Below are 21,258 nucleotides of genomic sequence, written 5' to 3' on the forward strand. Positions count from 1 at the left end.
AAGAAAAACACGGAGGCGGTATCCATGAAGATTGCATGGAAAGAAATGAAGAAGAGTAAAGCAAAGTTTTTAATCTTAGGGTCGATTATATTCCTAGTAAGCTTCCTGACTTTTATTATTTCGGGACTTGCCAATGGATTGTCACAAGACAACGCAGCGTTGATCAAAGATTTACCGGCGGGACAATTTTATTTAGATGAAGATGCCAATCAAACGTATAACCTATCTAAAATAGATGAAGACGTACAGAAGAAGACATTGGCAGACAACCCGGATGCAACGGCTTTCTCAATCCAAATGGGATTTGTCAATGATGCGGAAGATAAACAGCACAGCGTCGCATTCGTCACTTCTACAGATTCCGATCTGTTCCAAAACGTTAGAGAAGGCGAGATCATTCTCGATCGTACGCTTGAAGATGAAGGAATCAAAGTTGGCGATGTCTTGACCAACAACCAATTTAGCGGCGAGTTCGTCGTCAAGGGATTTGTTGATCAGCAGAAATATAGCCACGCACCTGTTGCGTTCATTCAAATGAAAAATTACCAAGAAATCTACCGCGTGATGGAAATGCAGGCAATCTTCATTCCAGGTAAAGACGCACCAACAATCAGCGGGGTGGAGTCTTTTTCTAATAAAGAATTCTTAAACGCGATTCCAAGTTATAGTGCGGAACAGATGTCATTGAACATGATCGTTTGGTTTCTCGTCATCATCAGCGGAATGCTATTTGCGATTTTCTTCTATATGATGAACGTCCAAAAGATCGGATTGTACGGTATTTTGAAAGCGATTGGTATGAAAACATTATCGTTGTTCAGGATGATCTGGTACCAGATGATTGTTATTACCGTAGTTGCATTAGCGCTTTCCATTGCGCTCAGCCAAGGGTTCAGCATCGTTGCTCCTGAAGGAATGCCGTTCCACTTGACTCTGGATACTGTCTTTATGTTGTCTGGAGTATTTTTAGTTGTTGGTTTCATTGGAGCAACGATTTCAGGTTTCCAAATCAAAAAAATCGAACCGCTTCAAGCGATTCAACAAGGAGAGATGTAAAATGTCTGCTTTTACTATTGATGAAGTGAAAAAGACGTTTACGAATGGTGAGATTGAAGAGGAAATATTGAAAGGTGTCAATTTGACATTGAAAGAAGGAGAAATTACCGCTTTGGTCGGTCCTTCTGGTTCGGGCAAATCTACAATCTTGACGATCGCAGCCGGTTTGCAAAGTGCATCTGGCGGAGAAATCATCTTTGAAGGAAAAGATATGACGAAAATGAGCCAAGAGGAAATTCGGCATATACGTGCCACCGATTTCGGCTTCGTCTTCCAGTCCTCTCACCTAGTACCTTTCTTAACGGTAGAAGAACAGTTGCAATTAATGCTCGAAGTGTCTGAGACGAAAACGAGCAAAAAAGAACAGTCAAAAGCTATAGAGGAGATATTGAAACTAGTGGATATGGAACACCGTAAAGACGCATATCCTTCTTCCTTATCTGGAGGAGAGCGGCAACGGGTGGCGATTGCGCGTGCAATCATTCACCGTCCGAAAATCCTATTTGCGGATGAACCGACAGCAAGTTTAGATACGAAGCGTTCAAAAGACGTCATGGAACTGTTGCAGGAATTGACACGTACACTGCATTTAACTACGTTGATGGTTACACATGACGAAGAGATGTTACCTTATGCAGATCGCATTATCACGATGAGAGATGGATATATTGTGGAGTAAACAGATGGCGGTATTTTACCGCCATCTGTTTTAATGTGTGCGTATATAAGTTCCGCGACCTGATATAAAAAGAATGTAGAATCTGTTCCATTTTTTGTCGAATTTCAGTTAGATAACGTATAGATCTATATTTCCATTTATGGTAAATTAGAAGTGTAGTATACTGATAATATAGAAAATATGGGTACAAGGAGGGGTTCACATGAAACGAACAACAACGCTCACCTTAGGTTTTATTGTCGTAGTTTGTCTGGTCGTTATTGCTCTTATGGCCAATCAACTCCGAAGCAACAAGGATCAAGCGGCAGAATCTCCTGAAACAGAAGCTCCAACTGAAAAAGTGGCTGGTATTCAGCACAATCCGCCTTCAATGGAAGATGTACCAGACGGACCAGAAGGGGAGGCACTTAAACGTGGTCACCTGTTATTCGATGATACATCCAATGTATTACGTTCAGAGGCCGCTTCCGTAGAAGATGGAATTGCACGTGTTAATGAATTATCCTGTACTAGCTGTCATGCCGGTGCGGGAACAGATGAAGGAGTTTCTTCCATGGTTGGTATGTCCGCAGTTTATCCAATGTATATTGGCAGATCTGGACAGATGGTCACATTGGAAGAACGAATTAACGGCTGTATGGTGAGAAGTATGGATGGACAAAAATTTGCGGCGGATGATGAAGATTTAGACGCGATGGTTGCATACTTAACGTATATTTCTGAAGGTATTCCGGTAGGAGCCGAGTTAGAGTGGCGCCACCAAAACACAATTGATGATTTGCCGACTCCGGACGTGGACAACGGTGAGAAATTGTACCAGCAATCATGTATTGCGTGTCACGGAGAATCGGGAGAAGGAACAGGTTCGAATACAGGACCGAAATTATGGGGTGACGGTTCATTTAACGACGGAGCAGGGATTGCCCGTATGACGAAAATGGCAGGTTATGTTCAGAAAAACATGCCAGTGGGTCAAGAAAATACATTATCTGATCAGGAAGCTAGCGATTTAGCAGCATACATTTTGTCACAGGATCGTCCCGAGTGGGGAAATCATGACAAAGATTGGCCGGATGGCGGGCGTCCCAATGATATCATGACAAAAGAACGCCGAGACCAAGTGAAAGATGGAACGATCAACTGGGATGAAGTGTTAGCGAAACCTGAAAAGTAATCGAGTGAAGACGTCTGCTGCTTACCGTGGCAGGCGTTTTTTTGTATGGTAAACTATAGAAACAAAGAAGAGAAAAGGGGAGAAGGAATATGCAATCACCATTTACGTTTACGCATACAGCACCAGCAACGGATATAGGGAAACAACCAGCAATATTTTTACTTCACGGCATGGGAAGTCATGAAGGAGATTTGCTGCAACTCGTCGGTGAATTTAAGGAAAGCCATCATATCTTCAGCTTGCGCGGACCAATCGTGCATGCTCCGGGATATGCATTCTTTACAATTGAAGAAGAAGGCAAACCGGATCGCGAAGTGTTTGATAAAGTATTAGTTTACATTCAATCGTTTATTCGCGAGGCGATTACGGAGTTCGATTTGGATCCTGAACATCTGACAGTTGTAGGATTCAGTCAAGGAGCAGTGCTTTCGCAGGCGCTTGGTTTGACCATGGTACCTACTCTTAAAGGAGTGGCCGCATTAAGCGGTTACGTACCAGATTTCGTCAAGAATGAATATGCGAAGCAGCCGGTTGAAAGTCTACAAATCTTCATTTCACACGGTGATTATGACTATGTTATCCCATCCCAATGGGGAGCGGAAAGCAAGGAGTATTTTGAGTCATTAGGGGCAACTGTGACGTTCAAGACGTATAGCGACGGTCATGGTGTGGTACCGGAGAATCAACGTGATTTGGTGACGTTTTTGAAAACGTTGTAAGGAGTGAGTGGATGAAGATTAGACCATTCTGGGTCATTCTAGTGCTCACAGGAATATTGTGGGTTGCCAACCTTGCTTATGCACAGTCTCAAAAGCTCGATCAGCCAATCTTTGTCGATCATTATGTAGATATGTGGTGGGAAGAGTCTCCTTTTTTGCAGTTTTATTATCTGGCAAATAAAGAAGATCGTTCAATTGTACAATCTGTAGAACTTGGGGATTGGCTGGGCAGTCCTGAATGGGGAATAGACAGCGAAATTGCGGAAGTGGATCAATTTGGCCGCTATTCCCTCCGTAGAGTGACGGTTCAATTCAATCATTTACCGGAAATTCAAGAGCAGCAAATATTCCATGAGGTGACTGTCCATTTTTCAGAAAGCCCTTCAACAGTAGCGCAGATCGGGAGAATTGTAGTGCATCCTCCTTCGGATGGGACGTCACCGTTTAATGATAACACTCATTCGAGCGGAGATTATGACAAATCTCAGTTGATACCTGGAGAAGTAGTGACAGTTGAATCAATACATACTTCATTTGATGATCTGCTTCAAAATCAATTTCTTATGAAGGCTTATTCACCGAAACTTAGGTTGTTGTCAAAACCGCTTGCGGATGGAATGAGGGATTTCAAAGAGAAATACTGGCAGGAAGCTCCAGGCGTTGATGTGCGAACTGTAGAGTTTCCGTTTGAACTCCAACAAGGAGAGCCGTTGATTGTATCCAGTACTGCCGATCTCAAATTCAGAGCCGTAATGGATATCGATATTGAGATAATAGGAGAGACAGCGACAAAGGAGCCTTTTAAGGAGAAAGTCGGCTATATCTCGTATCCGCAGTTTACGAAACAAGAGATTCAGCAACTGATCGAGAAGAGAACGAAGGCGGTGCCGAATGAATAAAGCACTGCGCCTGATATTCTGGGGCTATCTGTTCATCTTTTTCCGCATCCAGATCGGCATCGATTTGCTGGCCGATCCAATTGGCTACTACCTCATTTATTCGGGTGGCCGGCTGATGACGAAACATTTTCATGTAGCAAAGAAGGTGGAAATTGTTGCCTTTATAGGGATGCTGATCTCCTTGCCGGGTGTCTTTGTGAATTTATCTGAAGCGATTGATGTAGGATGGATGTCTTACACTCAAGGTCTGTTCGTCTGGAAAGTGATTGTGGTCTATTATTTACTCGGTACATGGAAGTCGGCGATTCAAGGGCAAGGGTATACACTGTTGCGTGATCGGTTGAAACAGGTCTACCTATTGTATATGGGTGTTCATTTTGCCATGATGCTGTATATGGCGTTTTCCTTCAATATAGGCGGCGGTTCCTGGTCATCTGTATTTTTAACTATTAGTTTTTCCGTCATTGCGATGGATATTGCGCTGCTCGTGTTGATTGCAGCATTACGTAAAGTGGATTGGAAAGATCCTATGGAAATTAAGTCCTCACGATAGAATGTGAGGACTTTTTTTATTAGGCGTGAGAATAATAGACGAGCTCATTCGTTGTAGTAAATAAGAACAGATAATCAAGGAGACGTGCAGATGAAATCTACAGAGAAAAATTTTATCAGGCGGTTGAAACGGAAGAAAGAAGACGCCATTGAGTATGTGGTAGATACCTATTTGCCCATCGTTAAAGCAGTAGTGTATAAAGTGCTTGGTCCGCTGCAGACAGATGCAGATATCGATGAGTGTATCAGTGATGTATTTCTGTCGGTATGGGAGAATGGCGATCAGTTTGAAGGAGGGCCTGCAGATTTCAAGAAGTGGATTTGCATGGTGGCGAAGTATAAAGCGATTGATCAGTATCGTCGGGTGGGGAAAAAAAGAAATCGAGAACAGGGGATGGATAATATGCCATTCGTCAGTGAAACCAATATCACCGGTATTGTCCTCGCGAAAGAAGAGCAGGAAGAGCTGTTGGTCGCGATGAGCAAGCTGAATGATATGGATCGGGATATTTTCACAATGAAGTATTTCCTCGATATGTCGAATGGCGAGATTGCAGAATCTCTTTGTGTGACGAAGGCAGCTGTTGACAATCGACTGTATCGGGGAAAGAAACAACTTTCGGTTCTGATAAAAGGTGAATGGGAGGAAGAGTACATATGAAAACAATTTATAAGCGACTGAACGAATTGAATGTAGACGAGGAAATGGAGCCGATAGAAATTTCGGATGACGAAAAAGAGGCGATGAAGCAGCTTGTGAGAAAGAAAATCCATCGAAAGAGACGGATCCCGAAACTCTGGCGCAATGTGGCGGCAGCGGCTGTTATAACAATGGCTTCCATTACGACGATTGGAATTGGATTCCCGACGCTTGCCAGTCAGATTCCAATTGTGAATAATATTTTTAGTTATTTCAATGACGAAGAGGATGGATTTTATACTGAATATGAAGAGTTTGCGACTGGCATTGGTCAAGTTCAGACGAGTAATGGCATAACGATGGCAGTGGACCATGCTGTTTATGACGGCAAGACAATAACACTTACGTATTCAGTAGAAACCGAAAAGGAATTAGGGAAGAATACAGGAGTGAATGCACCTGTAGAGGTGAAATATGAAACAGGTGCTACCGGGACTTCCTCTTCATTAAAAAAAATAGGCGATACCCAATATGTCGGAATGATTACATCAACCCCATTCTTTGATTCCAAACAAGACGTTGTCACGGTCAAATGGCGACCAAGAAGTATCGTAAACGAAGAGACAATGAAAGAAATAAAAGGCGAATGGAATTTTGATTTCATATTGAGGGAAGTGAAAGGAGAAGTCCAGTCAGTCGCAGATTCGACTTCTAAAGATGGAATTAAAGTGACAATAAATGAAATCCGTTCGACAGATATTTCCACTGTTATTGAATACAGCCAAAAAGTCGATCGCTCTGTAAGTGAGATGTGGGAATGGGTCACTGCAGAATTATTTGTTATGGATAATTTAGGGAACGAGTATAAAGTGAATGGCAATGGCGGTCATAGTGAAAACGAGCAGGACTTCTATTGGAGTGCTACGATGGGGAAAATTAATGAGCAAGCGACATCCCTGTTTTTCACGCCTGAAGTGATTTTGAGCGAAGGAAGCGGGCAAGGTCATGAAACATTGACGTTAGATCCGATTGAAGTGAAATTGGAGAAATAAAAGAGAGATATGTCCACGTTCGCGGACATGTCTCGCTTTTATTGCAGATGTTTTAACTGCTGTCTTCTATGCAATGAAAAACGCTGCAGCATCGCGGGTAAGGTCATCCCGAACAGCACGAGCAAAATTCCGAGAAATTGCAGTAGGGTCAGTCGTTCACCAAGCAATAACATGGAGGCGATAATTGCAACTGGCAACTCCATGGCACTCAAAATAGAGGACATGCCAGCGCCGACTTTTGGAACACCAATGGAAAATAAAAAAATCGGAAGAACAATGCCGAAAACGCCCAAAATAGCTCCATACAGCCAAAGACCTTCACTCAATTTTCCATTCCAAATGATTTCAGGAGACTGGAAGAACGTAATTGCAATGGCAGCGTAAAATGACATGAGAAACAATCGTGTTACGACGCCCATTCCAGGTACCGGCTTTTGATTGGCAGTAACGAATGCAGCAAAACTAAATGCTGCAGCCAGTCCCCACGCCCAGCCTTGCCATGGAATTCCACTGACATCTACATCAATAAGCCCGGCTGCTAAAATCGTACCTCCAAATAAAAATATCAGCGATACTACTTCTGTTTTCTTAGGAAGTCGTCTAGCTGCTACGCACTCGTATAACATTCCAATCCACGTGAATTGAAACAGCAGCACGACTGCCAATGAAGCAGGCATATACTCGACAGATTTCCCATACACTGTTCCTGTTATAGCTGTGAATAATCCTGCAATCAAGACAGGAAAACTGCCTCGAAGCTTTGGCATACTTCGTTTAGCGAATAAAAAAATAATAAGAGCTAATAGAAATCCCGTATAGTATTGTGCCGTCACAGCTTCCGAAGCTGTAAAGCCATCGTGGATTGCCAGTTTGATAATTGTCGACAAAATGCCGTAGCAACTTGCACCAATAACGATGAATAGCGGATACATCCATGGTTTCATATGCATTTAACCTCCGTTCCTATCGAACATTAGTATATCATGGAAACTTTAAATCGGATTATAGAAATCGAGCGTACATTTCCCGGGAAATATCGACAATTTGGGTGAGTAAATGAGGAAAAGCTACACAGTGTGAGGGTTCACTGTGCAGCTTTTGATTGGGAAATTACATTGGAGCGCCGTAATCGGAGGAACGGCTTCCGCCACTATAGCGGGGGGAGTGGTTTATTTTTTCTTTCATCTGAGCTTTCCGCTGATCAGGCAAAGAAATTGAATCGACTGTTTGCATATCTTCATGCAAATCGAACAGACTAACTGTATTGGTATTTAAATTTTCAGGATGTGTTTGAATTAATCGATAGACGTCTGGATTTTTTGGAGCAGGATTTTCTTGAACACCCATTGCTTATCGCTCTCCTTTTATGCTTGACGAACCATCTTCAGCAACATATGTGCTAAAGAATGTTGTTCTTCTTTGGAGCCTGAATCCCATAATTCCTGTAATAAATATTGCTCTCGGTTTCGAGGTTCTTCATGACGTGATAAGTAGTTCGCAATAAATTCGGTCGTTTTTGCGAGTTGTTCATCATTCAAGCCTAAGTTTTCGCCTTTTTCTACTTTTTCCGCCAAAAACCCTTTGAAATGGTTGAAGTTTTGAAGGATTTGTTCCTTCTTATCTTCCTTCATATTCGAAAATTCGGACTCCACTTTGTTTTTCATTTCCACTGTTTCAACACTCCTTTCCATTTGATACAAGTAGCGTGTGTAAGAGACGAAAAACTATACGTGGCGGATTGGTGAATGCCATCCAGCTCAATTAAGGTGTAAAAGAAGTAGGCAATGGGTAGAAGTAAAATATAATGTACGTAAAGGAGGTGCGAGAATGGCGAGTAAACAATATGCAGGTACATTCCATTCGGTAGATAATGTTCTTTACAAAATAACAGAACTTGAGGCGCAAGGGTACAAGAAGCGTCAGATGTGTGCCGTATCCAACGTCCGGGACGATCTGAAAATATTGGAAGATGATTCTGAAATAGAATTGGTTGGAATTGAGGAAGGTTCGCTTTGGGATCATACGCGGAAATTGTTCAATAGCAAGGATGAAATGTTGACCATTTTTATTAAAATGGGATTCTCGAAGCAAGAAGCCAAGACCTTTTACAGTGATCTGAAGGAAGGTGGAATTGCATTATTTGTGGATAAATTGACTGATAAAGAAAGAGCGGATTCCATTGATCCACATGACAGTTCGTCCCAACAAACAATTAGTGGTGAGAGTTTGGAAGGTGAACCCGATCAAGAGCTGGTTAATCCAATCCCCAATAGTCCCCGAATCAATACTGATCAGTTATAGAAAAGTAGGATCTTCCATTGCCGTGGGGATCCTTTCTTTTTTAAACGTAAAAAAACCTGCTGTTAGACAGCAGGCTCCTACTAATTTGAGTTTTATAAACGATCACGGCGCGCTTCTGAATCACTGAAGTGTTCTTTTGCTTCACCGATTTTCTGTTGGGCTTCACCTTTTGCTTTGTCTACTTTACCTTCTACCTTCATTTTCGTGTCATTCATAACATCGCCGGCAACGTCTTTCATGCTGCCTTTAATTTTATTTCCGGCACCTTTTAATTTATCTTCTATGCCATGATCTTTGTTCTCCATGAAATCTCCTCCGTTTCTGTAGTTGGTATATAAATACCCGTTTTGAAAAAGAGAAAACATCTACTTATTGTCGTAGAAGCTGCAATACAGATTGTGCTTGCTGCATATGAAGTGATAGTACGTATTGTCCTGCCTGCAATAAAATATTTGCTTTTGTTAAAGCCATCATTTCTTTTGCGATATCCGCGTCCCGAATTCGTGACTCGGCGGCAGTTAAGTTTTCTTCCATAGTCTGGGCATTGCTGTAGGCGTGTTCCAAACGATTTATATAAGCTCCCATACGCGAACGCTCAGAAGATACTTTAGAAATGGCTCCGTCCAATAAGCCCAGTGCTTTATCTGCATCCTCACGTGTTTCAATCGAAGCGCCATCAATACCTAAACTCGTAGCCCCCATGTCTCCAATTGAGAAATCAATGGACTGGCCTGCATTCGGTCCTACTTGTGTCTTAAATGAATCTCTGGAACCGTCAAGCAAAGGCATTGTGTTAAATTCGGTGTCTTTTGAAATGCGCTGGACCTCTTTTTTCAACTCTTCGAATTCCAAGGACAATTGTTTTCGATCATTATCCGTCAATGTGTCACTAGCTGCTTGGACACTCAATTCCCGCATTCTTTGCAGTATATCATGCGTTTCGTTCAATGAACCTTCGGCAGTCTGGAACATCGAAATGGAATCTTGAATATTTCGCTGCGCCATTTGAAGACCGCGGATCTGACCACGCATTCTCTCGGAAATCGCCAATCCTGCTGGATCATCCGCTGCTCGGTTGATTCGCATTCCAGACGATAAACGCTCCATCGATCGCATTGCTTGTTGGTTATGGATATTCATATTGTGCAAGATATTCAAACCTAATGCATTCCACTGACCTAGCATGTCATTGCCTCCCCTGGTAATATTCTGTATCTTTATTATCGGCTAGTGGTAAAAATACTGAATAGTCGTATAGCAAGTATAAAAGGGGACACTTTAATACCCAAGAAACTCTATAAAATATTAGCCCGAAAAAAAACCGGAGACCTCTAGAGGTTTCCGGTTTTGGTGTGTCCAACAAATGTCTGGCATTACTGAGAATCTTTCATTCCTGCAAAGTTGTTGAATTGCTCCATGAGTTTTTCTCGTGACTGCTTGTTCCGCATTAGAAAAAGAGCGCCAAGTCCTAAAGCTGTCATCGCCATTTTATTCATTCGTCTTCCACCTCCAATAGGTAAGGTGGCATTCTTTGAGAAAATTATACGTATTTCCACTAAAACACATTTTGATATTCAGCCTAATTTTCAGAAGCACATGTTAAATGCTCTTTATAATGCTATAATTTTATTATTCGAAATTTAATGACGGGAAGTGGCATCATGAGTTTACCTACTAAATCTACGATTCGAGAAGCTCGTTTTTGGCGAATTATTATCGGGCTTGGTATAGCTTCGGTGTTTATTTTCGCTGCCATGTATGCCATGCAGCCGCTTCTTCCTATTTTAACTAAACAATTCGGCGTATCCGTAGCTACGGCAAGTTTAACCATGTCCATCAATACAATCGGCTTGATAATCGGACTTATAATTCTAGGATTCTATTCGGATCGGCTAGGGAGATCAGTTTTTGTTAAGACGTCGATCTTGCTGACAGCTCTTTTATTTATTCCAATGTTTTTAACTCATTCGTTTGCAGTAATTTTGGCGTTGCGTTTCCTTCAGGGTTTTGTAATGGCTGGCGTATTGGCAGCCGCGCTAGCCTATATCAATGAAGAGATTCATGGGCGTGTAGTCAGCATGGCGACCGCTCTCTACATATCATTCAACAGCACTGGCGGGATGTTCGGCCGCTTCGTGACAGGATATATAGCAGAGCGCTGGTCATGGGAATTGTCCTTGCAATTATTAGGGATAATTGGTGTGGTGGTCTTTTTCATGTTGCTATTTGTACTGCCGAAGTCAACTAATTTTCAGCCGAGTACTGAGACAATACGAAAGGATATGGAGGGATTTGGTTTTCATTTGAAAAATCCTGCATTATTGATCGTATTTGGGCTTGGCATCGTCTTGCAGCTATGTTTTACAGGGATGTGGACGTTTCTTCCCTTCCATTTGACGGCTTCACCGTTTTTATTAACGCTAGATGAAATCTCTTATATTTATTTTGCTTATGCTTTCGGAATTATTGGTGCACCTTTAGCTGGGGTACTGGCAGCGAAGTATGGGTTAAGAAAGGTGCGGCTGATCGCAATTGTTTTGCTAATGGCAGGTTGTCTTATTACCATCCCGATGAAGCTTCCTTTGATTGTGATTGGTTATTGCGTCATCTGTCTAGGGTTTTTCTCTGCGCATTCCTTGACTGCAGCTTCTGTTAGTAAAGAAGCGACACATCATAAAGGGAGCGCGTCCAGTCTTTATCTGGTTTCCTATTATGTTGGCATGGCGGCAGGAAGTACGCTAACTAGTCCGCTTTGGGAGGTGGCTGGTTGGACAGGGCTTGCTTTGTTCTCAGCGAGTGTGCCTATTGTGTATGTATTGTTAATTCGGCTGCGTCAACGGAAGTTAGGCGTGGCGCATTGAAAAATGTAGAAAAACAGGTTCCGGAGATGTCTCCAGTACCTGTTTTTTAAATGTTAACCTTTAAAAACTTCGGGTATCGTATTCAAGTCGATTCCCCATAATAGTGGAAGTAGGAAGTAAATACAGAGTGTCACAAGTACAATGCCTAGTAAATTGAGCACAAAACCTGCTTTGGCCATATCGGGTATCCGTAAATAGCCAGAACCGAAGACAACAGCATTTGGCGGGGTGGCAACAGGCAGCATGAAAGCACAAGATGCTGCTACACCCGCTGCGATCATTAGAGCGTATGGGTGGAAGCCTAATGCCAATGCCAATGAAGCCATGATTGGGTACATCATTGAAGCGGTGGCAGTGTTCGATGTGATTTCTGTCAAGAAGATGACAAGCCCCGTGACAATGAGAATGATGACGATCAATGGGACTCCCTTCAGCCCAATCAACTGGGTTCCGATCCATTCGGACAGACCGCTGCTTACGAAGCCGGCTGCAATTGCCAGCCCGCCTCCGAATAAAAGCAAAATGCCCCACGGAAGTTTGACAGCTGTATTCCAATCCAAAAGATGATCTCCTTTTTTATTGAAAGAAGGAATGATAAACAGAATCATCGCAAAGACTATTGCAATCAGGCCATCACTTAGCCCATCTATAAATTTAGATAATAGGAAAGAGCGAGTAATCCACGAAAATGCTGCTAGGACGAAGACAATAAATACTAGAATCTCTTCAATAGAAGGACGACCTAACCTTTTCTTTTCCTGGTCAATTACTTCACGACCGCCTGGCAATGTCTTCACAGGAGATTTGTAGACAATCTTTACTAAGTACCACCATGTCAGAAAAATGAAGACCCATGCAAATGGCACGCCAAATAGCATCCACTTTCCAAATGATAGCTCAATTCCGTAAATTTTATTTATGGCTCCGGCTAATAACGTGTTCGGCGGTGTCCCGATTAGTGTTGCAATACCGCCCAATGAAGCGGAGTATGCAATCCCAAGCATCAGTGCTTTGCCGAATCCAAAGTTTTCTTTGGACGTGTCGATAGACGGATTATCTTTTAACGCAACCGTGACTTGTGTGATGATGGCAAGTCCAATCGGAACCATCATCATAGCGGTAGCCGTGTTGGATATCCACATGGAGAGAAAACCAGTGGCTACCATGAAACCTAAAACAATTCGGTCCATATTCGTTCCGATGGCAGAAATTATAGTTAGGGCAATCCGCCGATGTAAATTCCATTTTTCAAGTGCAAGTGCGATCATAAAACCGCCCATGAATAAGAAGATGGTTTCATCACCGTAAGACGAAGCAGCCTCTTTCATTTCGAGCCCGCCTGTCAGAGGAAACAGTACGAGCGGCAACAGGGAAGCCACCGGAATCGGTATTGCTTCAGTAATCCACCAAACTGCAATCCAAACTGTGCTAGCTAAGATGGCGACGCCTGCACTTGATAAATCGGCAGGTTTAAAGAAGAGCAAGATCAAACAAAATAATAATGGGCCAAGGATGAGGCCGAACAGTTGTGTAGCGGAATAGCTGCGCGAATCTCTGCCGCCGCCCTCGTTTTTGACACCGATAGGTTTTCCACCGCCACCGCCTTTTACCATCTCTGAAGAATCTGGTGCCGTAAAAAAGCGGAATACGTCTTTGACTTGATCATGTAATGACCAAAGACGATTCCAAGTCTGTTGTAACATAAGATCCCTTCTTTTCTAAGTTGTATACCTTGGTAAAGTGACATTATTTCCAAGACAAACCTATTTTACCGATGATAGGCTGAAGGAACAAGAGGGATTTTGATTCTTTCATATTTTAAAATAATTTAAATTGGTATTTAACGAAAGATTTACTAGCCTCTGCCTAACTAATTACGAGATAAATTTCGACAGGAGCAACTCAACCACGTATACTAAAACTAACTGTATAATTGAATTAAAAAGAGGTGAGGATTTGACGAAAAAAGTATGGTTTCAGGTAGGTGTTGGCATTCTGCTGGTACTTCTGATCACCAAATATTTTTTAGAAGTGAATTATATTTTCAGGCCAGTCGGTATTATCTTGCAGACCATCATGCTACCGCTGATTTTCGGTGGACTGCTATATTACATAACAGAACCGATTCAACGTTTGCTTGAAAAACGCGGATTGCCTAGATGGGGCAGTATTATATCGGTCATTCTCGTTCTCGTGGCTGCTATCTGGATTTTAGTTGCGCTTATAGGACCGATCGTGACGAAACAGGTAAATAATCTAGTGGACAATGGACCTGCCCTTACTCGGCAGTTAGATCAATTGAAGAATGAAGTGATCAACCAAAAGGATAATTTACCGGATGGATTACAGGATTCGCTAAATTCAGCGGTCAACTCCATCCAGTCTTTTGCAGTGAAATTTGGTAAGTGGTTTGTTCAATTCATCCAGTCTTTCGTGCAGGCAGTCGCCTTACTGCTGCTTGTTCCGTTCTTCTTTTTCTTCATGCTGAAAGATCACGAAAAGTTTGCGCCGAGGGTCTATAATCTGTTTTCCGGCCAGCGTCGCGAATGGGTGAAAAAGACACTGGGGGATATTGACAATGTACTGCGTTCTTACATACAGGGACAATTGTTAATCAGTGCGATTCTCGCAACGATCATATTAATTGGTTATATGATTATTGGATTGGAATATGCGTTGCTATTAGCCATCCTCGCTCTTTTCATGAACTTAATCCCGTTCATCGGTCCGTGGATTGCTGTCGCACCCGCTTTATTGATCGCTTATTTACAGGAGCCGAAACTTGTCATTTGGGTGGCATTAGTGACATTAATCGCTCAACAGACAGATAGTAATCTCATCACGCCGAATGTTATGGGGAAATCGCTTGATATTCATCCGCTCACCGTTATTACGGTTTTATTGGTGGCGGGAAGTCTCGCTGGTTTCCTTGGAATCTTGGTAGCGGTTCCTGCTTATGCAGTCGGAAAAGTGATTGTACAAAATATTTATGAACGGCGAAAAGAAATTCGCCGAGCGGCTACTAAGGAAGTGTAGTTGCGGAGCCTCCTGGTCTTATGGCTGGGAGGTTTTTTTATTGGGTTTGAGTGGCAAATTGTGTGACGAAAAAAATGGATAAACGGAGTCTTTTCGCACATTCTAATTAAAAAGAAAGGATGAATGCCATGTTAACAGAGTTCCCTGTAATTCATACGAATATATGGGACGCGGTTTGGGCAGTACCTGTCGTTTTGGTAGTCGTCCTCTTGGCTAAGTGGATATTTCGTTTGCCTCCCAGCTGGTTGTCGACTTTGGCTACCGCATTAGCATTGGGCTTGTCAGTGTTTATCAGTCATCCGGGTAATTTATCAGCTGGGATTTTCATGGGATTTTTCTATGGTGGAGCTGCGATGGGTACCATTTATTCTGTGAAGCAGTCCTTTCGTGCATATCGACAGAATTGAAAAACAGGCTGCCGCATAGGTGCGAGAGCCTGTTCTTGTTCGACTTATTTTAGTGGGCAGAATCCGCATTGCATCAAACCGGGGACATCTTTTGAAAAACAGCAAGTCTTGCGCACGGTTGTGTTCAATAAAACGGACGGTTCGTAGCCGTTCAAATAGCTGGCGAATCTGGAATGAGTGGAAATACCTGTCCATAGTGAGTCATCTTTTAGTGTCTCTACATCTTCTCGTGCTTCGATTTGTGTGGAAGGATCTGAAAGCAGGACATGGTATTGCCATAACCAAAATCCGAAAATATTTTCCCATGACGTTAATGGTGAAATTGGGACAGCTGTCCGAAGAGATAGGATAATTGCATGCGCCATTTCCAAAATGCTTCTAATTCTCGTTTGTCGATCTTCTTTCTCTACCGTCTGCCAATCGGGTGCATCTATAAATGTACTGATAGTCCGATTGCCGAACTCTACCACTGCACCGAAGCGTAAATTATCTGGTGGTCCTTTCCACATCTCATCGTAGGCAGCTAAGTTGTACAACTGCATAGCAAAAAACATTCCGATCCTACGCATGAAAAATGAAGCTGCAATGACGTCATTTGGACTTTGGCTCACCGTCTTCATCACTTGAATTAAATCCGAAGCCTTCGAAGGATCTTGTAGATCAGTCAAGGTGAATACCGGATGCTCAGGCTCGTTTATATAGATGCTATAACTATTCAATTCTCTGATTTGGTTTGCTGTAAGAGTATTCATACATTTAGTATAAGCAAATGATTTTGTAGAGGCAACTTGTTGGTGTTCTATTCACAGTAAAAAAGACAGAGTACCAGCAGGGGAGTGCTGATACTCTGTCTTTTAGAGAGTCAAATTATATTTTTTCATATTCCATTGCACTGTATCCCTTGTTTGTTGAAGTAAAGGTATAAATTCGGATTGCTGTGTTTTATTAATACGATAGGAAGGACCCGCTACGGTAAGAGAACCAAGAATATCACCATCAATGATCAAGGGAACAGCCATTGCGACAACGTCAGGGGTGTACTCGTTATGGCTAATTGCATATCCATTTTTTCGTATCTGTTGAAGATCTCTTCGTAAATCATCTGGATTGGTCATGGTATTTTCTGTGTACTTGATCAATTCACCTTGAAGTATATCTTCAATTTTATTTTCTGGAAGATGTGCAAGAATGGAGCGATACGAGGCACCAACATATAGGGGAGCCCGACTTCCAGCAGTGACAGGGAATTTCACTTTATTTTCAGGTTCGATGACTGTCAACATTAACGTTTCATTTCCATCTAAGACCGTAAAAAATACAGATTCGCCTGTCTGATCACATAACTTTTGTAAATGTGGATTGATCATCTCTTGGACATTCAAATTTTCATAGAAAATGGTGCCCAATTCCCAAACAGCGGAACCAAGTTTATACTGTTTGGTGATTGGGTCTTTAGACACAAATCCATTTCTCTCTAGAGTCTCTAATATTCGATAGACATTGGTATGGTTAAGTCCCATTTCAGCCGCCAATTCTCTACCGCCCCAGACGGTCTTTTCACGCGTAAACATCTTCAGAATGGCTAACGCCGAGTTGACTGTTTTAAGCATAGTTGACTCCTTTTGATATATTATTAACTATTTTCCATATAAGTGAATAATACTAATTATTATGAAGGAAATCAATGGCGGCGGCTGCATATACCTTTGCACAACGTACAATATCTTCTACTTGTACTTTTTCATTATATCCATGAATGCTAGGCAAATAAGCAGGTCCATATTGCAAGACAGGAATGTTATGATCACGGAAATGTCTCGCATCACTGCTTGCCCACTGCATAACACCGTAAGCCTCTTTTCCTTTTATAGCGCTAATATTGTCCACAATTGCACGACATACCGGATTTTCTGCAGGTGTATAATTGGCTTCGCTCTTAAAACCGAATAGTCTAATAGAGTAGCGAATATTTAAACTATCTAATTCTTGCTTTAAGTAGTCAGATACTTGCGCATGTGTCACGCCGAATGGTAATCGGCAGTCAACTTGTACTTTACAGCTTTCAGGTATGACATTGGATTTCGTACCACCGTTGATTGTGCCTACGTTTACTGTAATTCTTTCTAGAACTGGTTGATACTTAATTCTATCTTTTTCTACCTCTTCCATATAGCGTTTTGAAACTTCAATTAAGGGCTGTATTTCTTTCGGAATATGTATATCTAACTCCCATAATCCCTGTATTTTTTCAATAGCCTTGATTGCATCTGTTATTGCATTGTTACCTGCGAGTGGAGAAAGACTGCCATGTCCGGGTTCACCGAAAACTTCAAGTTCGAACCAGTAAGATCCCTTTTGACCGATAGTAGGATTTAAAGGGGAGGAGGGTTCCGCGATAAGAGCGCCATCTCCAGTGACTAACTTTCTTTCAAGTAACCAAGGTACACCATATTCTCCTCCTGTTTCTTCGTCAGGAACAATAGCGAGTGTTAATTTTCCCGGCAGCTCGATATTCAATCGTTTGAACAAACCAAAAACGAAAATCAATCCTGCTAATCCTGCTTTCATATCACTGGCGCCACGACCCAACATCCATCCATCCTTGATCTCCCCAGAGAATGGATTGAAATCCCATTTCGAAAGATCACCAGCCGGGACTACATCAGTATGTCCGCAATAGACCAGTTCCTTGCCGTCGCCGGCACCTTGAGAAGCTAATAGGTTATACATCTTGTCAGCAGACTCATGCCAGTCTAACTCAACATTGGATTCTTTCAAGTAATCTGCAATGAATTGACTTATTTCAGTGGAATCTCCAGGGGGATTTTCACTGGGGATTTGAATTAATGAACTGCATAGTTGCAGCAGCTCATTTTTATTCTTTTCCACTTCATCAATTACGAATTGTTTTAAGGCTTCCAAATTAGTCATTAAGCATTTACCTCGTTTCCTTTAGTTTGCAAATGGGTCATTTTTCCGTAAAGGGCTTCAAGATGCTCAAATTCTTTCTCGTCAAAAAATGAACATTTTCCTTCGCCATAATACTTTGCAACTTCAATGGCATAGCGGACAGCTTGTTCTACATCTGTTGGGTGTGTTGCTCCTGTTGAACAGCCTGCCACAGCGGTTTGAGTTGTTAGTGCAACTCCTACTACTGGACTTGTGGTAGCAACTGCTGGTTGTAAGATGCTGTTTACATGGTATACGCCGTTGCCGTATGGTGTAATATCTTGTGTTGTAATTGGTAGTGTGACGGGTAAAATACCAGCAGATTGAGTATATAAATGTAAAAGGTCATTACTGACTTTTAAGATATAGCCTTCTTTCACAGTGGGAGTGATTGCAAATCCTTTATGATTCGTAATCATATTTCCTTTTGTTGTGTCGATTGAAAGAATTGCATCCATTTCTTTTGTTACTTCATGCTGGTTCATCTCTAAAATGTCTACTGGCGATCCCATAAATGGAACCGGGTCATGTGGAGAAGTTGGAGCTACGGGACAAATATGAGTCGTTAAAATAACATCTCCTTGTAAACGATCCCCTTTATTACTCATATCTAATAATTTTGCTGCTGTCGACATACTGGCAAGCGCCCCATCTCCATCTGATACAAAGCCAGTCATTTCAGGACGAGCGCCAATACCACCTAAGCGTCCGATAATACCTAGTGTTTTCGCTGAACCACCGTTTGTTTTACCGTTTACACCGGGAATGGTCACCTTAATGAAGTCAGTAGATCCTTTTTCTCCAAATACAGTTTGAACAGAAACAGTGGCAGACGGCGAAATTTTTTGTAAATAGCTTTTCACCTCTTCGCCTGAAACAGAATGATCATCCATAACCTCTAATAGTTCTACTACGTGTTTTAATGACATTTATTATTCCTCCATTTTTAATATAGGTGACAAGAAACTTTGTTGCCTTCATTTAATTCTTGTAGTTCAGGCCGTGTATTTTTACAGATATCCATTACAAAAGGGCAGCGTTTGTGAAAATGGCAGCCTGTAGGTGGATTTACAGGACTTGGAACATCCCCTTTTAAAATAATCCTTTCTCGTTGCTCAAAGGGATTCTCTTTTGGAATAGCAGAAAGAAGCGCCTTTGTATAAGGATGTTTAGGATCCTCATAAATTTCTTGGAATGTACCAGTTTCTACGACTTTACCTAGATACATAACCGCAATTCTGTCACACATGTAACGAACAACATTCAAATCGTGCGAGATAAATATATAGGTTAAATTGAATTCTTTTTGAAGGCTTTTCAGCAAGTTAATAACCTGTGCCTGAACGGATACGTCAAGTGCTGAAACAGGCTCATCACAGATAATGACATCAGGATTTAAGGTCAACGCTCTAGCAATGTTGATCCGTTGCTTTTGACCACCCGAAAATTCATGCGGATATCTGCTGGCATGATAACTACTTAAACCTACAATTTCCAATAGTTCATGCACACGTTTTCTGCGACTTTCTTTCGTACCAATCTTATGAATAACTAACGGTTCAGCAATTAATGATTCAATAGTTTTACGTGGATCTAATGAAGCGTCGGGATTTTGGAATACCATCTGAATGGATTTACGGGCGCTGCGAATTTCTTTAATGCCAAGAGAAGCCAAGTCTTTTCCTTTAAACTCGACAGATCCCGAAGTCGGACTGATGAGCTGATTAATCAATCGTGCCAGTGTCGACTTTCCGCAGCCTGATTCACCTACGATTCCGAGAGTTTCTCCTTTGAATACATCGAAACTTACCCCATCTACAGCTTTGACGCTTTGTGTAGATTTTTTAAAAGGCATTGGATCCAAAATAGGGAAGTGTTTCTTTAAATTTGTCGCTTTAATAATTGTCTCAGTCAACGAACATTCCCTCCTTCTTCTCCAATCGACTTGTTTCATGTTGAAAATGGCAGGCAGCAAAGTGTCCTGGCTCTACTTCGATATATTCAGGTTTTTTCGTGTGACAAACTTCCTCACTGTAAGGGCAACGATCTACAAACGGACAGCCAAGTACGGGTTTCCGCAAATCTGGCGGACTCCCTGGAATCGCCGGTAATTTTTCATTGTGCTGAACGTCTGTTGTGATTTGTGATTCAAGCAGTCCCCACGTATAAGGGTGTAATGGATTCTTGAAAATAGTTTCTACTGATCCAGATTCCACCGTAGTTCCGGCGTACATTACAATGATGTTGTCACACATTTCCCAGACAACACCTAGATCATGTGTGATCATGATGATGGCTGTATCGTTTGTCTGTTGCAGATCTTTCATCAGCTCTAATATTTGCGCTTGTACCGTCACATCAAGTGCTGTTGTTGGTTCATCAGCAATCAATAACTTGGGATTACAGGATAAAGCAATTGCTATCATAGCCCGCTGACGCATGCCGCCAGAAAATTCATGCGGGTACATATCAATGCGTTTCTCAGGTTCAGGTATGCCAACCGTTTTCAACATCGCAATGGCTTCCAGTCGGGCTTCTTTCTTAGATATTTTTTTATGCTGTCGAATAGCTTCAATAATTTGATTTCCTACTGTGAAAACAGGATTCAAGCTAGTCATCGGATCTTGGAAAATCATAGCGATTTCATTTCCACGAATAGATCTCATTTCTTTTTTGGACAATGTTAATAAATCGATACCGTTAAATAGAATTTTACCATTGCTGATCTTGCCTGGAGGTGAGGGAATGAGTTGCATCAAAGCAGTAGCTGTTACACTTTTGCCTGAACCTGATTCCCCTACAATTCCTAACGTCTCTTTTTTCTTCAATGTCAGATTCACACCGTTAACGGCTTTGACAGTAGAAGAGGAAGAGCGGAATTCCACATCTAAGTCTTCTATGGATAGCAAATTTTCCGACATTTTAATTCCTCC

The 21,258-nt window shown here is 41.9% G+C and carries 25 protein-coding genes; 12 read left to right on the forward strand and 13 right to left on the reverse strand.

What is annotated here, in order from left to right; genetic code table 11:
* Positions 1–24: 24 nt before the first annotated feature.
* From MKY93_RS00990 to MKY93_RS01025, 8 genes are all read left to right on the forward strand, one after another.
* On the forward strand, positions 25–1,056 hold the full coding sequence (locus tag MKY93_RS00990; RefSeq protein ID WP_009766570.1) for an ABC transporter permease: 1,032 nt from the start codon (positions 25–27) through the stop codon (positions 1,054–1,056).
* A gap of 1 nt (position 1,057) precedes the next feature.
* Positions 1,058–1,735 carry an ABC transporter ATP-binding protein gene (locus MKY93_RS00995; protein WP_340757932.1) on the forward strand — a complete coding sequence of 226 codons (678 nt, stop codon included), beginning with the start codon at positions 1,058–1,060 and terminating at the stop codon, positions 1,733–1,735.
* A 202-nt stretch (positions 1,736–1,937) separates the two neighbouring features.
* Positions 1,938–2,909: a c-type cytochrome gene (locus tag MKY93_RS01000; protein WP_340757933.1), complete on the forward strand. Its 972-nt coding sequence runs from the start codon at positions 1,938–1,940 to the stop codon at positions 2,907–2,909.
* 89 nt (positions 2,910–2,998) lie between these two features.
* Entirely contained in the window at positions 2,999–3,628 is a 630-nt protein-coding gene (locus tag MKY93_RS01005) for an alpha/beta hydrolase (protein WP_078817622.1), read from the forward strand.
* 11 nt (positions 3,629–3,639) lie between these two features.
* Positions 3,640–4,527 (forward strand): hypothetical protein, encoded by an 888-nt coding sequence (locus tag MKY93_RS01010; protein WP_221837713.1) that lies wholly within the window; start codon positions 3,640–3,642, stop codon positions 4,525–4,527.
* Positions 4,520–5,080 carry a hypothetical protein gene (locus MKY93_RS01015; protein ID WP_009766565.1) on the forward strand — a complete coding sequence of 187 codons (561 nt, stop codon included), beginning with the start codon at positions 4,520–4,522 and terminating at the stop codon, positions 5,078–5,080. Before MKY93_RS01010 ends, MKY93_RS01015 begins: the two co-directional genes overlap by 8 nt.
* A gap of 90 nt (positions 5,081–5,170) precedes the next feature.
* Positions 5,171–5,740 carry a sigma-70 family RNA polymerase sigma factor gene (locus MKY93_RS01020; RefSeq protein WP_009766564.1) on the forward strand — a complete coding sequence of 190 codons (570 nt, stop codon included), beginning with the start codon at positions 5,171–5,173 and terminating at the stop codon, positions 5,738–5,740.
* Positions 5,737–6,771, forward strand: coding sequence for a DUF4179 domain-containing protein (locus MKY93_RS01025; protein ID WP_009766563.1), 1,035 nt, complete (start codon positions 5,737–5,739; stop codon positions 6,769–6,771). Before MKY93_RS01020 ends, MKY93_RS01025 begins: the two co-directional genes overlap by 4 nt.
* A gap of 38 nt (positions 6,772–6,809) precedes the next feature.
* Here the strand turns inward: MKY93_RS01025 and MKY93_RS01030 are convergent, their stop codons facing one another.
* The 3 genes from MKY93_RS01030 to MKY93_RS01040 form a co-directional block, all read right to left on the reverse strand.
* Positions 6,810–7,721 (reverse strand): EamA family transporter, encoded by a 912-nt coding sequence (locus MKY93_RS01030; protein WP_009766562.1) that lies wholly within the window; start codon positions 7,719–7,721, stop codon positions 6,810–6,812.
* 160 nt (positions 7,722–7,881) lie between these two features.
* Positions 7,882–8,118, reverse strand: coding sequence for a hypothetical protein (locus MKY93_RS01035; protein WP_009766561.1), 237 nt, complete (start codon positions 8,116–8,118; stop codon positions 7,882–7,884).
* A gap of 17 nt (positions 8,119–8,135) precedes the next feature.
* Positions 8,136–8,462, reverse strand: coding sequence for a DUF3243 domain-containing protein (locus MKY93_RS01040; RefSeq protein ID WP_340757934.1), 327 nt, complete (start codon positions 8,460–8,462; stop codon positions 8,136–8,138).
* A gap of 136 nt (positions 8,463–8,598) precedes the next feature.
* Between MKY93_RS01040 and MKY93_RS01045 the strand changes: the two genes are divergently transcribed.
* Entirely contained in the window at positions 8,599–9,072 is a 474-nt protein-coding gene (locus MKY93_RS01045; protein WP_078817618.1) for a general stress protein, read from the forward strand.
* Positions 9,073–9,164: 92 nt separating this feature from the next.
* Here MKY93_RS01045 and MKY93_RS01050 read toward each other — a convergent pair whose 3' ends face one another.
* The 3 genes from MKY93_RS01050 to MKY93_RS01060 form a co-directional block, all read right to left on the reverse strand.
* Positions 9,165–9,377, reverse strand: coding sequence for a CsbD family protein (locus MKY93_RS01050; protein ID WP_078817617.1), 213 nt, complete (start codon positions 9,375–9,377; stop codon positions 9,165–9,167).
* 64 nt (positions 9,378–9,441) lie between these two features.
* Positions 9,442–10,257: a flagellin N-terminal helical domain-containing protein gene (locus tag MKY93_RS01055; RefSeq protein WP_009766557.1), complete on the reverse strand. Its 816-nt coding sequence runs from the start codon at positions 10,255–10,257 to the stop codon at positions 9,442–9,444.
* Positions 10,258–10,445: 188 nt separating this feature from the next.
* Positions 10,446–10,568 (reverse strand): hypothetical protein, encoded by a 123-nt coding sequence (locus MKY93_RS01060; RefSeq protein ID WP_281250657.1) that lies wholly within the window; start codon positions 10,566–10,568, stop codon positions 10,446–10,448.
* A gap of 165 nt (positions 10,569–10,733) precedes the next feature.
* Here MKY93_RS01060 and MKY93_RS01065 point away from each other — a divergent pair, with 165 nt between their 5' ends.
* On the forward strand, positions 10,734–11,933 hold the full coding sequence (locus tag MKY93_RS01065) for an MFS transporter (protein WP_340757935.1): 1,200 nt from the start codon (positions 10,734–10,736) through the stop codon (positions 11,931–11,933).
* Positions 11,934–11,986: 53 nt separating this feature from the next.
* Here MKY93_RS01065 and MKY93_RS01070 read toward each other — a convergent pair whose 3' ends face one another.
* Positions 11,987–13,636, reverse strand: coding sequence for an SLC13 family permease (locus tag MKY93_RS01070; protein ID WP_009766553.1), 1,650 nt, complete (start codon positions 13,634–13,636; stop codon positions 11,987–11,989).
* Between the two features lie 253 nt (positions 13,637–13,889).
* On the opposite strand from MKY93_RS01070, the gene MKY93_RS01075 reads away from it, so the two are divergent.
* Both MKY93_RS01075 and MKY93_RS01080 read left to right on the forward strand, forming a co-directional pair.
* Positions 13,890–14,969, forward strand: coding sequence for an AI-2E family transporter (locus MKY93_RS01075; protein WP_340757936.1), 1,080 nt, complete (start codon positions 13,890–13,892; stop codon positions 14,967–14,969).
* Positions 14,970–15,097: 128 nt separating this feature from the next.
* Positions 15,098–15,376 (forward strand): hypothetical protein, encoded by a 279-nt coding sequence (locus MKY93_RS01080; RefSeq protein WP_040760340.1) that lies wholly within the window; start codon positions 15,098–15,100, stop codon positions 15,374–15,376.
* A gap of 44 nt (positions 15,377–15,420) precedes the next feature.
* On the opposite strand, the gene MKY93_RS01085 is transcribed toward MKY93_RS01080, so the two are convergent.
* The 6 genes from MKY93_RS01085 to MKY93_RS01110 form a co-directional block, all read right to left on the reverse strand.
* On the reverse strand, positions 15,421–16,128 hold the full coding sequence (locus MKY93_RS01085; RefSeq protein WP_340757937.1) for a hypothetical protein: 708 nt from the start codon (positions 16,126–16,128) through the stop codon (positions 15,421–15,423).
* A 102-nt stretch (positions 16,129–16,230) separates the two neighbouring features.
* Positions 16,231–16,986: an IclR family transcriptional regulator gene (locus tag MKY93_RS01090; RefSeq protein ID WP_078817611.1), complete on the reverse strand. Its 756-nt coding sequence runs from the start codon at positions 16,984–16,986 to the stop codon at positions 16,231–16,233.
* Positions 16,987–17,038: 52 nt separating this feature from the next.
* A complete protein-coding gene (locus tag MKY93_RS01095; protein WP_340757938.1) occupies positions 17,039–18,307 on the reverse strand; it encodes a M20 family metallopeptidase in 1,269 nt (422 codons plus the stop codon).
* Positions 18,307–19,254, reverse strand: coding sequence for a DUF1177 domain-containing protein (locus MKY93_RS01100; RefSeq protein WP_009766543.1), 948 nt, complete (start codon positions 19,252–19,254; stop codon positions 18,307–18,309). Before MKY93_RS01100 ends, MKY93_RS01095 begins: the two co-directional genes overlap by 1 nt.
* Positions 19,255–19,271: 17 nt before the next feature.
* Positions 19,272–20,240: an ABC transporter ATP-binding protein gene (locus MKY93_RS01105; RefSeq protein ID WP_009766542.1), complete on the reverse strand. Its 969-nt coding sequence runs from the start codon at positions 20,238–20,240 to the stop codon at positions 19,272–19,274.
* Positions 20,233–21,246 carry an ABC transporter ATP-binding protein gene (locus MKY93_RS01110; protein WP_078817609.1) on the reverse strand — a complete coding sequence of 338 codons (1,014 nt, stop codon included), beginning with the start codon at positions 21,244–21,246 and terminating at the stop codon, positions 20,233–20,235. The genes MKY93_RS01105 and MKY93_RS01110 overlap by 8 nt, the downstream gene beginning before the upstream one ends.
* Positions 21,247–21,258: the final 12 nt, after the last annotated feature.

It is taken from the genome of Sporosarcina sp. FSL W7-1283 (genome assembly GCF_038003105.1).
Taxonomy (GTDB): Bacteria; Bacillota; Bacilli; order Bacillales_A; family Planococcaceae; genus Sporosarcina; species Sporosarcina newyorkensis.